Annotated in this window: 12 protein-coding genes and 5 tRNA genes; 9 read left to right on the top strand and 8 right to left on the bottom strand. The window is 45.2% G+C overall.

Annotation, left to right across the window (positions count from 1 at the left end):
- Positions 1–16 precede the first annotated feature (16 nt).
- Entirely contained in the window at positions 17–2,596 is a 2,580-nt protein-coding gene (leuS, locus tag JEZ96_RS14465; protein ID WP_061782753.1) for a leucine--tRNA ligase, read from the bottom strand.
- Between the two features lie 122 nt (positions 2,597–2,718).
- Between leuS and JEZ96_RS14460 the strand changes: the two genes are divergently transcribed.
- Positions 2,719–3,219 (top strand): zinc ribbon-containing protein, encoded by a 501-nt coding sequence (locus tag JEZ96_RS14460; RefSeq protein ID WP_011788416.1) that lies wholly within the window; start codon positions 2,719–2,721, stop codon positions 3,217–3,219.
- A 100-nt stretch (positions 3,220–3,319) separates the two neighbouring features.
- On the opposite strand, the gene JEZ96_RS14455 is transcribed toward JEZ96_RS14460, so the two are convergent.
- From JEZ96_RS14455 to miaB, 7 genes are all read right to left on the bottom strand, one after another.
- A complete protein-coding gene (locus tag JEZ96_RS14455; RefSeq protein WP_025008474.1) occupies positions 3,320–3,979 on the bottom strand; it encodes a class I SAM-dependent methyltransferase in 660 nt (219 codons plus the stop codon).
- Between the two features lie 114 nt (positions 3,980–4,093).
- Complete coding sequence (locus JEZ96_RS14450) at positions 4,094–4,597, bottom strand: type II secretion system protein (protein ID WP_025008475.1); 504 nt, start codon at positions 4,595–4,597, stop codon at positions 4,094–4,096.
- Positions 4,598–4,607: 10 nt separating this feature from the next.
- Positions 4,608–6,164, bottom strand: a complete 1,557-nt coding sequence (lnt, locus tag JEZ96_RS14445) for an apolipoprotein N-acyltransferase (protein ID WP_025008476.1) — start codon at positions 6,162–6,164, stop codon at positions 4,608–4,610.
- Between the two features lie 42 nt (positions 6,165–6,206).
- The gene (corC, locus tag JEZ96_RS14440; protein ID WP_011788421.1) at positions 6,207–7,082 is read right to left on the bottom strand and encodes a CNNM family magnesium/cobalt transport protein CorC; all 876 of its coding nucleotides are present in this window, start codon (positions 7,080–7,082) and stop codon (positions 6,207–6,209) included.
- A gap of 39 nt (positions 7,083–7,121) precedes the next feature.
- The gene (ybeY, locus tag JEZ96_RS14435) at positions 7,122–7,583 is read right to left on the bottom strand and encodes an rRNA maturation RNase YbeY (RefSeq protein ID WP_025008477.1); all 462 of its coding nucleotides are present in this window, start codon (positions 7,581–7,583) and stop codon (positions 7,122–7,124) included.
- Complete coding sequence (locus tag JEZ96_RS14430; protein ID WP_025008478.1) at positions 7,573–8,622, bottom strand: PhoH family protein; 1,050 nt, start codon at positions 8,620–8,622, stop codon at positions 7,573–7,575. Before JEZ96_RS14430 ends, ybeY begins: the two co-directional genes overlap by 11 nt.
- Before the next feature lie 248 nt (positions 8,623–8,870).
- Positions 8,871–10,295: a tRNA (N6-isopentenyl adenosine(37)-C2)-methylthiotransferase MiaB gene (gene miaB / locus JEZ96_RS14425; protein WP_011788424.1), complete on the bottom strand. Its 1,425-nt coding sequence runs from the start codon at positions 10,293–10,295 to the stop codon at positions 8,871–8,873.
- Positions 10,296–10,760: 465 nt separating this feature from the next.
- Between miaB and JEZ96_RS14420 the strand changes: the two genes are divergently transcribed.
- From JEZ96_RS14420 to JEZ96_RS14385, 8 genes are all read left to right on the top strand, one after another.
- Positions 10,761–11,897 carry an FAD-dependent monooxygenase gene (locus JEZ96_RS14420; protein ID WP_229781434.1) on the top strand — a complete coding sequence of 379 codons (1,137 nt, stop codon included), beginning with the start codon at positions 10,761–10,763 and terminating at the stop codon, positions 11,895–11,897.
- A 144-nt stretch (positions 11,898–12,041) separates the two neighbouring features.
- A complete protein-coding gene (gene pth / locus JEZ96_RS14415; protein WP_011919752.1) occupies positions 12,042–12,629 on the top strand; it encodes an aminoacyl-tRNA hydrolase in 588 nt (195 codons plus the stop codon).
- 134 nt (positions 12,630–12,763) lie between these two features.
- On the top strand, positions 12,764–13,855 hold the full coding sequence (gene ychF / locus JEZ96_RS14410) for a redox-regulated ATPase YchF (RefSeq protein WP_011788427.1): 1,092 nt from the start codon (positions 12,764–12,766) through the stop codon (positions 13,853–13,855).
- Between the two features lie 208 nt (positions 13,856–14,063).
- Positions 14,064–14,140 (top strand) — tRNA-Met (locus tag JEZ96_RS14405).
- Between the two features lie 70 nt (positions 14,141–14,210).
- Positions 14,211–14,295 (top strand) — tRNA-Leu (locus JEZ96_RS14400).
- A gap of 48 nt (positions 14,296–14,343) precedes the next feature.
- Positions 14,344–14,418, top strand: a tRNA-Gln gene (locus JEZ96_RS14395).
- A 22-nt stretch (positions 14,419–14,440) separates the two neighbouring features.
- Positions 14,441–14,515, top strand: a tRNA-Gln gene (locus JEZ96_RS14390).
- Positions 14,516–14,517: 2 nt separating this feature from the next.
- Positions 14,518–14,594: transfer RNA gene (locus tag JEZ96_RS14385), tRNA-Met, on the top strand.
- Position 14,595: the final 1 nt, after the last annotated feature.

The raw sequence follows: 14,595 nt of genomic DNA, 5'->3' as shown, positions 1-14,595 counted from the left end.
TTTCGCGGTTTCCTATTTAATTTGCCACTATGCTGAGCAGTTTACCTGGTACATAGATCACTTTACGTACTGTCAGGCCATCTAGGTATTTGATCACATGCTCATCATTCATACCCAAGGCTTCAACTGAGTCTTTATCCGCATCGGCGGCAACAGTGATTTTAGCGCGAACTTTACCGTTCACTTGTACCACAATCAGTTTGCTGTCTTCTACCAATGCAGATTCATCAACAACCGGCCATTGGCTGTCTTCGATGCTGCCTGTATTACCTAAGTCATTCCACAAGGTAAAGCTCACATGTGGAATAATGGGGTACAGTAAACGCACGACCGCAGATAAGGCTTCACCGATAATGGCTCTGTCTTGGCCTGTGGTTTGTGGCGCTTTTTGCAGGTGGTTCATCAGTTCCATTACGGCGGCAACCGCAGTGTTGAACATTTGACGGCGGCCGATATCGTCGGTCACTTTGGCAATGGTCTTGTGGACTTCACGGCGCAGCGCTTTTTGCTCGCTTGTTAACTTGCTGACATCTAAGGCTTCACTGTTATCTTGGGCGATATACTCGCTTGCAAGCTTCCACAGACGTTTAATGAAGCGGTGTGCGCCTTCAACGCCAGACTCTTGCCATTCCAGGGTTAATTCTGGCGGTGAGGCGAACATCATAAATAGACGCACAGTGTCTGCGCCATATTTTTCAACCATCACCTGTGGGTCGATACCGTTGTTTTTCGACTTAGACATCTTGCACATACCAGTGTAAACCAGTTCGTTGCCGTCTTTGTCGATGGCCTTAGTGATACGGCCCTTGTCGTCTTTTTCGGTGGTCTCTACATCTAAAGGAGAAACCCACACACGGGCGCCTTTTTCGTTGATGTAGTAGAAAGCATCAGCCAACACCATACCCTGAGTCAGCAATTGTTTGGCTGGCTCGTTAGAGTTAACCAGACCCGCATCACGCAGCAACTTGTGGAAGAAGCGGAAATATAACAAATGCATACAAGCGTGTTCGATACCACCAATGTATTGATCTACGGGTAGCCAGTAGTTGGCTTTAGCGGGATCTAACATTTCGTCTGCCTGCGGGCTGCAGTAACGGGCATAATACCAAGAGGATTCCATAAAGGTATCGAAGGTATCGGTTTCGCGCAGTGCATCTTGACCGTTCACTTGGGTTTTGGCCCATTCTTTATCGGCTTTGATTGGGCTTTGAATCCCGTCCATCACAACATCTTCTGGCAGCAATACTGGCAGTTGATCTTCAGGTGTTGGGATCACAGTGCCGTCAGCTAAGGTCACCATAGGAATAGGCGCGCCCCAGTAACGCTGACGAGAAACACCCCAATCGCGCAGGCGATAGTTGACTTGGCGCTTGCCTTTACCTTCGGCGACTAACTTGTTAGCAATGGCATTAAAGCCCGCTTCAAAGTCTAAACCGTCGAACTCGCCCGAGTTAAACAGAATGCCTTTTTCGGTGTAAGCGGCTTCACTGATATCGACTTCGCCATCAACAGGCTTGATCACAGCTTCAATCGCTAGGCCGTATTTTTTTGCAAATTCAAAGTCACGTTGGTCGTGCCCAGGAACTGACATTACGGCACCTGTGCCATAGTTCATCAACACAAAGTTAGCTGCCCAAATCGGGACTTGTTTACCAGTGATAGGATGAATGGCGAAAAGCCCTGTAGCGACACCGCGTTTTTCCATAGTCGCGAGTTCGGCTTCAGATGTTGTGCTGTTTTTGCACTCATCGATAAAGGCGGCAAGGTCAGGATTCGTTTGCGCGGCGATTTCTGCCAATGGATGACCTGCGGCAATCGCCACATAGGTCACGCCCATTAAGGTATCTGGACGTGTGGTATAGATATCGAAGCTTTTATCGTGACCTGCAACGCCGAAGGTCATTTCTACGCCTTCACTGCGACCAATCCAGTTACGTTGCATGGTTTTGACCTGTTCAGGCCAGCCATCTAAGGTATCGATATCGTTTAATAATTCTTCTGCATAGGCGGTGATCTTAATAAACCACTGTGGAATTTCTTTTTGTTCCACAGGGGTATCACAGCGCCAGCAGCAACCGTCTTGTACTTGCTCGTTCGCCAGCACGGTTTCATCGTTTGGACACCAGTTGACGGAAGCGGTCTTTTTATAGACTAGGCCCTTCTCGTACAACTTAGTGAAGAACCATTGTTCCCAGCGATAATATTCTGGGGTACAAGTGGCGATTTCACGGCTCCAATCGTAACCAAAACCTAGCAGTTTTAGCTGGTTTTTCATGTACTCTATGTTTTCATAGGTCCATGGCGCAGGTGCTGTTTTATTATTAATCGCGGCATTTTCTGCAGGCAAACCAAAGGAGTCCCAACCAATTGGTTGCAGCACATTTTTGCCTTGAAGACGCTGGAAGCGCGCAACGACGTCACCTATGGTATAGTTGCGAACGTGTCCCATGTGGAGTCGGCCAGAAGGATAGGGAAACATCGAAAGGCAATAAAACTTTTCTTTGTTTGCGTCTTCAGTGACTTCGAAGGTTTTGTTGTCATGCCAGTGCTTTTGCACTAAGGCTTCAATTTCTGAGGGATTATATTGCTCTTGCATCACTCTATTTCCGGCAGTGCCGCCTATTTATTTGATCTAACGCCATATCGGCGCGAATAAGATCTGCATAGAATAAACTAGAAGTGATGCATTAAAAAGGTTCCTATGAAGGAGTATTGGTTATGAATGAGAGAAGTGGCGAACTACTAGGACTGTACCAAGCCTTAATTACCGAGGTGAAATCGCAATTTGCAGAAGATAACACGCTGACTGCAAAGAATTTATTTAAATCTGTCACACAAGGTAAGGAGTTTTTGCGTCTAAAAGAACAGGCCAAAGAAGATGAGCTTGCTTTGGTGGAACAATTTTTAAAGCGTGATATTGCCAGCTTTCTTCGAGAACAAAATGCCGATAGTCTCAGCCATAGTCCCAGTTTAATCGTGCTGGAAAATACACTCTGGCATTGGTTAAGTGAGATTACTGATCGTAGCCAAGTGGAATGGCATGAGTTAACACAGGATTTTAAACACCACGGTTATTACCAGAGCGGTGATATTGTTAATCAAGGTATTATGGTCTGCACCAATTGTGGCCATGAAATGAGCATCGAATTTCCCAGCGAAATTCCAGATTGTCCTGAATGTGATAATGAAGAATTTACCCGCGAGCCGCTAACACCTTAACCAAGGTGATGATGTTATGCAGTTAAAACGACGCCTCAGCGTCGTTTTTTTTGGGATTGATTAGACCTAAATTGCTCATATTTGCATTCACTAGGCAATATCAACTGTTGGTTCGAGAGTAGCTGAGGATTTGCCCACCGAAAGGCGCTAATAAAAATTCAGTGTGAATGGGTTTATGTTGTGAGTGTTCGTAACCTAAGGTCACCATACGTTTACTGAATTTTGCATGATTGCCGCGACCAGGGTCGACCAAAATCACATCGCAAATAGGTTTGGCGTGTTGCTCAATAAATTGCGAAAGCAAGTCTGCATGTTCCTGCTCATACAGCAGATCACTGCCGATAATTAAATCAAATAACCCTAATTTTGATGTTTCATCTGCCCAACCCGTTCGTACAAAGGGAATAGTACGCCCCTTATTCAAGGCTACATTCTGTGAAAGAAAGCTGCCTGTTTCTGGGTGATAGTCAGTTGCCGTGATATCGGCGAGCCTATGATTCAGTACTAGACTGGCGAGCCCTATACCGCAACCTACTTCTAAAATGCGTTTACCCTCAATTGGGTAGTCCAACATATGATGCGAGAGAACTTGCTCAGATGGCCAGACTATGCCAAATAATGGCCAAGTTGCAGATGAGATACCGAGCTTTTCTGCCTCGCCATTAATATCTTCAAATTCCTGATTGTCTCTTAGGGTACGAATATGAATATCGAGGACACCAAACTCATGGGTTTGGTAGCGGATCCTTAAGGGAGCCATAGATTTGCCTTAGTAAAATGATACGAGGCAATAGAACTCGGCCGCGAATGATGCTGCACTCTAGCGCGAAACGAGGGCGTGTCCTAATTTATTTTTAGGCAGATTATAAGCAGTTTAACAGCCTTGTAGATTGAGATCATACAGAGGTGGGGTATTGGCATCCGTTGCCTGAGTATAACGGAAATAACATTGATCATCATTCACTAAGGTATTGTTGTTAAGATCGTAACCTATATAAGTGATATTAATCCCTTGATACTGAATAATGAGCTTATCATCTGATGTAATCCATTTTTCTACATCGGTATTATCAAGATAACCCCATTTAAGACGCGTCTCTGCCGTACCATCACCATCTAAATCGATATCAATAATATCGTCACGATTCACTACTGCTTGGCTCTTAAGGCTGGACATTTGGGTTTTAGAATAGACTAACGTGTTTGCCGTTTTGACACTGGCCTGAAGTTGGAGCAAGGTTTTCTCCCGAGCTTCTTTGCTTAAGCCAATAAATTTCGGTGCGGCGATTACCGTCAAAATACCAAGGACAATAATGACTATAACCAGTTCAATCAGGGTAAAGCCTGCCGTTTTTTTATTATTGACATTAAGGTACATAGTCTAAATCCTATCGTGCTTTGAAGCATCGTTGAAGGCCAAAAAGCACGAGTAAGCCACAGAGTATCAGCAGGGGATTTTGGCCCATTTTAGCAAACCAGGTTTGGCCTGCGACCAGTGGAATAGTGGCACGCAACACGCCCGTTTCAAATTGAGGCAGCGCAGCGGTGATATTGCCATTTTCATCAACGACGGCGGTGACGCCATTATTGGTGGCGCGCACCAAAGGTCGGCCTAATTCAATGGCACGCATTTGGGCAATTTCCATATGTTGTAATGGACCATTTGAAGTACCAAACCAAGCATCGTTAGAGACAGTTAAGAGTAAATCGGTCCCTTGATTGACGCTATCGCGTAACTGCTCAGGGAAGGCGATTTCATAGCAAATAGCGGGTGCAACTTTATGTCCTAGGGCACTCAAATTCGGTTGTTGATATTCGCCTCTTGCAAAGGAAGACATGGGCAAATTAAAGAAAGGGGCAATCGGGCGCAGTAGTGTTTCAAAGGGCACAAACTCGCCAATTGGTAGTAGGTGATGTTTCTTAAATTGATTGCTGCCATCGCCCTCATAGTCAGGAGCGGTTTGTTGTTTCTGACTATGATTACCAAGCACGATTAATGAATTATAAAACTCATTATGTTGATGGCTAATAATGCCTGTGATGATCGAGGTGTCGTTTAGGTTAGCGACTTTATTGGCATTATCTAAAAAGTCTTGCACCATGGATTCAGGTGCTGGAATCGCCGCTTCGGGCCAAACAATAATGTCTGCATCAAAATGTTCGCGGGATAAATCCATGTATTTTAATAGCGTCGGCCACAGCGCTTCGGGTTCCCATTTCATACTTTGGGGAATATTGCCTTGTACTAATGCGACTTTAACTGTTTCACCCGTAGGATGAATTTCGAAAAGTTTGGGGGCGGTCCAAGCCGCCAATGCAATAATGGGGATTAAAAGTAATAAGCTTTTAAAGCGTTTAGCAAAACAAAGGGCTAAAGCACCTGACAACATAGCGATAAGAAAACTGAGTCCTAAAGCACCAATAATACTCGCAAGGGGTTTTAATGGGCCTTGGGTTTGAGAGTAACCCGCCCAAAGCCAAGGGAATCCTGTCATCACCCAACCTCTCGCCCATTCAGTCAAGGTCCAAAGGGCAGGGAACAGAGCAAGATTACGCCAAAATGGGTTGATTTTACCCTGACTCAGCCACGAGAGCGCGCATCCCGTTATTGCGGGATATAAGGATAAATACAAGGCTAATAAGGCCATCAAGCCGATGGAGGCGATAAGCGGCATACCACCAAAGGTATCAATGCTCACATGCACCCAACTGATCCCGACAGCAAAACAGCCAAATCCAAAGCTTAACCAATAGTAAAAGTTCGCTTTAGGGCTTAAGGATTCACTCTGCCAAAGGGCTAACGCCATGGCGATAGGATAGATGATCCAGAAGGAGTAAGGCGCAAAGGAAAGCGCCGTACTGGCGCCTAAAATAAACGCCAGTACGAGTCGTAACGCACTCAGTCGGGACTTTTGTTGGGCAAAAGCCCGAATGTTAGTTAGCACGGATCATTCTTCTTACACGGAGAGTTATTTTTACGCAGAGAGTTATTCTACGTCTTCGCCAATATTAGGATCGGGGAGTTTAACTCTGAGTTGGATTAAACGCCTAGTGTCAGCATTGATAACTTTAAATTCAATGCCTTCAATTATGATACTTTCGTTACGCTCTGGCAGATGGCCGAAGGCATGGGAGACTAAGCCACCGACAGTATCAAATTCTTCATCGCTGAAATCAGTATTGAACTCTTCGTTAAAATCTTCAATTGGCGTTAAAGCCTTTACCATATAAACCGTGTTGCCGACTTTGCGGATCTCGGTTTCTTCGGCGCTATCGTGGTCGAACTCATCTTCAATCTCACCGACGATTTCTTCCAGAATATCTTCGATGGTTACAAGTCCAGATACGCCGCCGTACTCATCGACAACAATCGCCATATGGTAGCGTTGTGAACGGAATTCTTTAAGCAACACATCGACGCGCTTGCTTTCTGGTACAACCACAGCGGGACGGATCACGCGGCTGAGGGAAAACGGCTCATCACTGTTTGAGAAACCGTATGGGATCAAATCTTTAGCAAGTAAGATACCTTCGATATGATCTTTATCTTCATTGACGACAGGGAAGCGCGAGTGGCCTGAACCGATAACGGTTGAGAGCAATTCTTCTACAGTGTTATCGATTTGTATTGCAACAATTTGCGCTCTTGGGATCATAATATCCCGAACACGCATATCAGAAACTTCTAATACACCTTTGATCATTTCGCGGGTATCTTGGGTGATCAAATCGCGCTGCTCCGCACCATCAATCACGTCCACTAGATCTTCACGATTTTGAGGTTCGCCCTGGAATAACTGACTTACTCTATCAAACCAGCCTTTCTTATGGGCGTTCGTACTCGGGGGGATATCGTCACTCATAGTTTTCTCATTAACCTCGACAGATCTTATCTTAGTTAATTATTGTTCCTTGTATGGATTGGTAAAACCTAAGCTTTCAATGAGTTGAGTCTCCAACGACTCCATATCTTCAGCTTCTTCATCTTCAATGTGATCATACCCTAGCAGATGCAAGCAACCATGTACAACCATGTGTGCCCAGTGGGCTTCTAGGGTTTTATTTTGCTCACGGGCTTCATTTTCAACGACTGCGGCGCAAATGACAAGATCCCCAAGCAAAGGAAGTTCAATTTCTGCTGGTGCTTCAAAGGGGAATGACAGTACGTTGGTCGGTTTATCTTTGCCGCGGTAAGTACTGTTTAGCATTTGGCTTTCACGGCTATCGACAATGCGAATTGTTAATTCAGCCCTATCCATACCGTTGCCAATCGCTGTTTTTGCCCAAAGCATAAGCAGCTCTTCTGTGGGCAGCCAATCACTTGTTGTTGCATATTGGACATCTAATGCTAGCTCAAGACTCATGTTTTAATGCTTCCTGCTGCAGTTGTTGGTAGTGGCTTTCTTTCTTTGCTTTTAAGGCTTGCTCTTTTTGATCGAAAGCTTCATAGGCTTCAACAATGCGTGCTACCACAGGGTGACGCACAACGTCTTGGGAGACAAAAAAGTTAAAGCTGATTTCTTCGACTTGGCTTAAGACTTCAATCGCGTGGCGCAGTCCTGACTTGATGTGCTTAGGTAAGTCAGTTTGAGTGATGTCGCCCGTGATCACCGCACGAGAGTTAAAACCGATGCGGGTTAAGAACATTTTCATTTGTTCTATGGTGGTATTTTGGCTTTCGTCGAGAATGATAAAGGCATCGTTTAAGGTACGACCGCGCATATAGGCAAGTGGCGCCACTTCAATCACATTTTTCTCGATTAAGCGTTCTACTTTTTCAAAGCCGAGCATTTCAAACAACGCATCGTATAGTGGGCGTAAATAAGGATCGACCTTTTGACTTAAGTCACCGGGTAAGAAGCCGAGTTTTTCACCCGCTTCAACCGCAGGGCGAGTGAGTAAAATACGGCGCACTTCTTGGCGCTCCAATGCATCGACTGCGGCTGCAACCGCAAGGTAGGTTTTGCCTGTACCTGCAGGCCCAATTCCAAAGGTAATGTCATGGCGCACAATATTTGCCACATAAGCGCTTTGGTTTGGATTGCGCGGTTTAATCACACCGCGGCGGGTTTTAATCTGCAGGGCTTTATCGTCACCGCTGTCATCCTGTTCAAGGGAAATGGCCTCTTGAATGGCAATGTGGACTTGCTCTGGCTCGAGATCTGGCGTACTACCTTTTACAGTCTGGGTTTCGATATAAAGTTGCTTAAGTAAGTTATTAGCACTTAGACAATTTCGTGGTAATCCAGTGATTTGAAAGTGGTTGTTTTTTCTAACGATCTCTACGCCTACGCGACGTTCTATCTGTTTGATATTGTCATCGAATGGGCCGCAAAGTGATGCCAAACGGCGTGTTTCTGCAGGTTCGAGATACAGATTCATTGTGGTTAATTTACTGGACAAATAGCACTCCCAATAGCAAATAAGAAAGTAAGGTACGAGGTTGGTTAACCATTGCAATACAATTTCAGTTTACGAGCCATAGCCGATAATTGCTAACGGAAAATAGCAATTGCCTCGGTAGACTTAAACAAAAGTGTGTAAAAGCAAAAGGGCGACTAAGTCGCCCTTCTTTATTATACCCAAGCTACCTGAATCCTTTATCTTCAGGTTGTTTGGGTATATATGTACTGTTTCATCCAATTTAAAGCTTATGGCTTAAATTGAGTCACACCCAGTTCATCATCTTGCTTGCGCTTGGCCAAAATTTCAGCAGGGCGCAGGCTACGACGCAGATCCATTTCATCTTCACCACGGATAAACTTACCGCGTAATGAATTAGTGTAAACGTCGACGATTTCGACATCCACAAAGGTACCTATGTGTTTAGGCAAACCTTCAAAGTTCACTACCCGATTGTTTTCAGTACGGCCGCGTAGTTCCATAGGATTTTTTACCGATGGACCTTCTACCAGAATACGTTGCACCGTGCCCATCATATGGCGGCTATAACGCATGGCTTGCTGGGTGATACGGTCTTGCAGAATGGCCAGACGCTGTTTTTTCTCTTCCATATCGACATTATCGGGTAAGTCTGCCGCTGGCGTACCCGGACGTGCGCTGTAGATAAAACTAAAGCTGTGGTCAAAACCGATTTCTTCAATCAGCTTCATAGTATCGGCAAAATCTTCCTTGGTTTCGCCAGGGAAGCCAATGATAAAATCTGAGCTGATTTGAATACCTTCACGGGCTTTACGTAGGCGGCGGATGATTGACTTATATTCAATCGCCATATGGCCGCGTTTCATTGCCGTGAGAATACGGTCAGAACCCGATTGTACTGGTAAGTGCAAGAAGCTCACAAGCTCAGGGGTATCTTCGTAAACGTCGATAATATCCTGTGTAAACTCAATAGGGTGACTGGTTGTAAAACGGATACGGTCGATACCGTCAATTGCTGCAACAAAACGCAGTAATTCCGCAAAGCTACAAATTGAACCATCGTGAGTCGCACCGCGATAGGCATTCACGTTTTGGCCGAGTAGATTGACTTCACGCACTCCTTGCTCTGCTAATTGGGCGATTTCAAGAATGATATCATCCAGTGGACGGCTGACTTCTTCACCGCGAGTATAAGGTACCACGCAGAATGAGCAGTATTTGCTGCAACCTTCCATGATAGACACAAACGCCGTTGGGCCTTCGGCGCGTGGCTCTGGAAGACGGTCAAATTTTTCGATTTCAGGGAAGCTGATATCGATAACGGCTTTGTCACCGCGGCGTACTTGCTCGATCATATCGGGCAAACGGTGTAAGGTTTGTGGACCAAAGATAATGTCGACGCATTGTGCTCTGTCTTTAATGGCTTTACCTTCTTGCGAGGCAACGCAACCACCCACACCAATGATCAAATTGGGATTTTTATCTTTAAGCGTCTTCCAGCGTCCTAGCTGATGAAACACTTTTTCCTGCGCTTTTTCGCGGATAGAACAAGTGTTGAGCAGGAGAATGTCGGCTTCAGACGCATCTTCAGTCAAGGTGTAACCTTGATATTCGCCTAACAGATCAGCCATCTTGGATGAGTCATACTCATTCATTTGACAGCCCCAAGTTTTAATATGGAGTTTCTTACTCATCAGTTGTATCGCCCTAAGATGCCCAGTAAAAATAGCGCGACATTTTACCTGCAGTTATAGCTGCTGACCAGCTTTGTCCGCACTTTTACCTGTTCGCTTTTATTGTTTTGGGTACCCACATTAATGGTAGGTTTTTACTGGCGTTGTTACCAATAGTGACTAATGCCGCGGATAGGTTGTGCATTAACCATTATCATCAAGCAGTTGCACACTTGAATGCTCATGTTATCTTGAATTTAGGTGCGAAAGATGCTGAACATTTCCGTGATATCTTGATATAAGGCATAATCGACATGCTTTGATACTCTGTCCAACATTTTCTAGCCGTATTGGACACAAATATAAAGAAGGGAATAAACCGTGGTCACTAAGATGAGCGAGACTAAACATGCAGTTACACAGGTCGTGTCCGATACACACTGTGGCGATGTGATCCTATTTGATGTCATTTTAGTGGGTGGGGGCATGGTCGGTGCCACTACCGCAATTGGACTGGCACAAATGGGGCTGAAAGTCGCGGTCATAGAGTCTTTGGTGCCAGAGGCTTATCATGCCGAACAGCCGTTAGATGTTCGTGTATCTGCTATTAGTGTGGCTTCTGAAGCATTACTTGAACGCTTAGGTGCTATGGACACGTTGCTTAAAATGCGTAACGCGCCTTATCTAGGCTTAGAAACTTGGGAGCTCGATGGCTGCATCACCCAATTCCACAGTTCACAAATTGGCGCCAGCCATTTAGGCCATATAGTAGAAAACCGTTTAATCCAACTTGCCCTGTGGCAACAAATGGCCCAATTGAATAGCATCACGTTATTTTGTCCCGATAAAGTGACTGCGTTTGCTCGAGAAGCTGATGGCGTGAGTGTGTGCTTACAATCAAGTGTTAAACTTGTGGCTAAGTTATTGGTTGGCGCCGATGGTGCAAACTCACAGGTCCGCCAGTGGGCGGGAATTGGTATTTCAGGTTGGGATTATGCTCAATCGGCCATGCTGATCAATATCAAGACTGCGCAGGGGCAGCAGGATGTGACTTGGCAGCAGTTTACGCCTAAAGGGCCACGTTCTTTATTACCTCTGCCAGGGAATAACGCTTCGCTGGTGTGGTACGACGATGCCAATCGAATTAAACAGTTAATGCAGCTTAATCACAAACAGCTCGCAGAGCAGATAAGAGTGCATTTCCCTGCGCGTTTGGACGCTGATTTCACCGTTGAGAATAAAGGCAGTTTTGGCCTCACTCGTCGCCATGCTCAGCGCTATTATGCTAATAATGTGGTGATTCTAGGGGATGCCGCCCACACCATTAATCCGCTAGCGGGCCAAGGTGTTAATCTTGGTTTTAAGGATGTTGAAGCACTTTTAGCGGTAATAAAAGAGGCGTTAGCTCAAGATCAATCTTGGTGGAACCAGGCGGTTCTTGCTCAATATGAACGTCAGCGTTACCGCGATAACCAATTGATGATGACGACTATGGATATGTTTTACGCAGGATTTAGTAACGATATTTTGCCGCTTAAACTGTTACGTAATGGCGCGTTAAAGCTGGCTAACATCAATTCACCCATCAAAAAAATCGTACTTAAATACGCTATGGGGCTTTAGTTATTTGGCTTTTCCCCAACAAAAGAACACGGCATTTGTTGACTTTGGCTTTGAGTGCTAAAATGCCGCGTTTTTAGCAGCTATGGCCAGCACTGATGATATTTTATGCTGGTTGCCATCGACCAAATAACGATTTTGAGTGTCATGAGCGAAATAAAATTAATAGTGGGCCTTGCTAATCCGGGGGCAGAATATGCTCAGACCCGCCATAATGCGGGCGCTTGGTATGTTCAAGAGTTAGCTCGAATTTGCGGCGTAACATTAGTCCCTGACAGCAAATATTTTGGCTTAACCGCCAGAGCGGTACTACAGGGTAAAGATGTTCGCTTGTTGATCCCAACGACGTATATGAACTTAAGTGGTAAAGCCGTAGGTGCTTTGGCTAATTTTTTTCGTATCACGCCTGAAGAAATTTTAGTCGCCCACGATGAGCTTGATATGCCGCCTGGTGTCGCTAAATTTAAGTTGGGTGGTGGCCATGGTGGCCACAATGGTTTAAAGGATATTATTGCTAAATTGGCTAACGATAAAAATTTTTATCGTTTACGCATAGGTATTGGTCACCCCGGCGATAAAAACCAAGTCAGTGGTTACGTACTCGGTAAAGCACCTGCGAAAGAGCAAGAGCTTATTGAGGCCGCTATTGATGAGGCGGTACGTTCCACTGAAATTTTATATAAAGAAAACATGGTTAAAGCCATGACTAGATTACACTCCTTCAAAGCGGAGTAGAGTGATATTTGGCAAAATGCCGAATGTCACTATAACAGTTTTATGATTCAGTCATGTGTTGCCATTGGGTAGCACAACTAAAACTCGCTGGTGAGTGTGACTTGCTAGCTAATAATTGAGAGAAAGGTAAGCATATGGGTTTTAAATGCGGCATTGTTGGTCTTCCTAACGTAGGCAAATCAACGCTTTTTAATGCGTTAACTAAGGCTGGCATCGAAGCGGCTAACTTCCCGTTTTGTACTATTGAACCTAACACGGGTGTGGTACCTGTGCCAGATCCACGTTTGGATGCGTTAGCTGCAATTGTCAATCCCCAACGTGTATTGCCAACAACGATGGAGTTTGTGGATATCGCAGGCTTAGTTGCTGGCGCATCTAAAGGCGAAGGTTTAGGTAACAAGTTCTTAGCTAACATCCGTGAAACCGATGCAATCGGTCATGTTGTGCGCTGTTTTGATGATGACAACATTGTTCACGTGGCCAATAAGGTTGATCCTGCGGGCGATATTGAAGTGATTAACACTGAATTAGCCTTGGCTGACTTAGACAGTTTAGAGCGTGCCGTTCTGCGTCAGCAAAAACGGGCTAAAGGTGGCGATAAAGACGCTAAGTTTGAAGTGGAAGTATTAGAAAAAATGCGTCCAGTGCTCGATGAAGCCAAAATGTTGCGTTCAATGGATTTATCAAAAGAAGAATTGGAAGCCGTTGCTTACCTTAACTTCTTAACCTTAAAACCGACAATGTACATTGCCAACGTGGCGGAAGATGGTTTTGAAAATAACCCGCATTTAGATGCAGTTCGCGCCATTGCGGCGACAGAAAATGCCATTGTTGTTGCCGTGTGTGCGGCGATTGAATCTGAACTGGCTGAGATGGAAATCGAGGAGCGCGATGAGTTTATGGCCGATCTTGGGTTAGAAGAGCCAGGTTTAGATCGCGTTATTCGTGCGGGATATCAGTTACTTAATCTGCAAACGTACTTTACTGCTGGCGTAAAAGAGGTTCGCGCTTGGACTATTCCTGTAGGAGCGAGTGCTCCACAAGCTGCGGGCGTTATTCATACTGACTTTGAACGTGGCTTTATTCGTGCGCAGGTGATGGCGTTTGAAGACTTCATTACCTACAAAGGGGAAGCTGGTGCCAAAGAAGCGGGCAAACTACGCGTTGAAGGTAAAACTTATATCGTGAAAGATGGCGATGTTATGCATTTCTTGTTTAACGTATAAGCACGATTATTCAATGGCTAAGCATTCGTAAATTAGACTAGATAAGGGCAATAGGGCGCAATTTAGCGTATCTGTTGCTCAGTTTGGTGAAGTAATAGCCGAATAGCTTAAGCTAAGGGAAATAGCGAAAAAAAGCTGTTGACCTAGATAGATCGAATAAGCATAATACGCCCCGTTCCTCGCTACGAGGGGCGTGCAATACCGAAGTGGCAATGTAGCTCAGCTGGTTAGAGCACAGCACTCATAATGCTGGGGTCGCAGGTTCAAGTCCCGCCATTGCTACCATCTTTTAAAGATGAGGTTATTGCTACTAGGTAGTTGCTAGCATCCTTTCAAGATGTAAAATTGAGACTGTGCGGGAATGGTGAAATTGGTAGACACGCCAGATTTAGGTTCTGGTGCCGAAAGGTGTGAGAGTTCAAGTCTCTCTTCCCGTACCATTATTTAAAAGACATCGGCGATAGCGGATGTTTGAAACAGAGTTTAGTTGGGGTATCGCCAAGCGGTAAGGCACCGGGTTTTGATCTCGGCATCCCTAGGTTCGAATCCTAGTACCCCAGCCATTTTTTAGTTTCTTAAGTTGTTTGGGGTATCGCCAAGCGGTAAGGCACCGGGTTTTGATCTCGGCATCCCTAGGTTCGAATCCTAGTACCCCAGCCATTGGCAATGTAGCTCAGCTGGTTAGAGCACAGCACTCATAATGCTGGGGTCGCAGGTTCAAGTCCCGCCATTGCTACCAT

This window comes from Shewanella putrefaciens (genome assembly GCF_016406325.1).
GTDB classification, from domain to species: Bacteria; Pseudomonadota; Gammaproteobacteria; order Enterobacterales; family Shewanellaceae; genus Shewanella; species Shewanella putrefaciens.
The sequence above is the reverse complement of the archived record's forward strand: the minus strand, read 5'-3'. Positions and strand labels throughout refer to the sequence as shown.

What these genes read in the sequence shown, in the direction of transcription:
- leuS (WP_061782753.1), bottom strand. Translation starts at nt 2,596, where the DNA reads ATGCAAGAGCAATATAATCCCTCAGAAATTGAAGCCTTAGTGCAAAAG.
- JEZ96_RS14460 (WP_011788416.1), top strand. Translation starts at nt 2,719, where the DNA reads ATGAATGAGAGAAGTGGCGAACTACTAGGACTGTACCAAGCCTTAATT.
- JEZ96_RS14455 (WP_025008474.1), bottom strand. Translation starts at nt 3,979, where the DNA reads ATGGCTCCCTTAAGGATCCGCTACCAAACCCATGAGTTTGGTGTCCTC.
- JEZ96_RS14450 (WP_025008475.1), bottom strand. Translation starts at nt 4,597, where the DNA reads ATGTACCTTAATGTCAATAATAAAAAAACGGCAGGCTTTACCCTGATT.
- corC (WP_011788421.1), bottom strand. Translation starts at nt 7,082, where the DNA reads ATGAGTGACGATATCCCCCCGAGTACGAACGCCCATAAGAAAGGCTGG.
- ybeY (WP_025008477.1), bottom strand. Translation starts at nt 7,583, where the DNA reads ATGAGTCTTGAGCTAGCATTAGATGTCCAATATGCAACAACAAGTGAT.
- miaB (WP_011788424.1), bottom strand. Translation starts at nt 10,295, where the DNA reads ATGAGTAAGAAACTCCATATTAAAACTTGGGGCTGTCAAATGAATGAG.
- JEZ96_RS14420 (WP_229781434.1), top strand. Translation starts at nt 10,761, where the DNA reads ATGGTCGGTGCCACTACCGCAATTGGACTGGCACAAATGGGGCTGAAA.
- pth (WP_011919752.1), top strand. Translation starts at nt 12,042, where the DNA reads ATGAGCGAAATAAAATTAATAGTGGGCCTTGCTAATCCGGGGGCAGAA.
- ychF (WP_011788427.1), top strand. Translation starts at nt 12,764, where the DNA reads ATGGGTTTTAAATGCGGCATTGTTGGTCTTCCTAACGTAGGCAAATCA.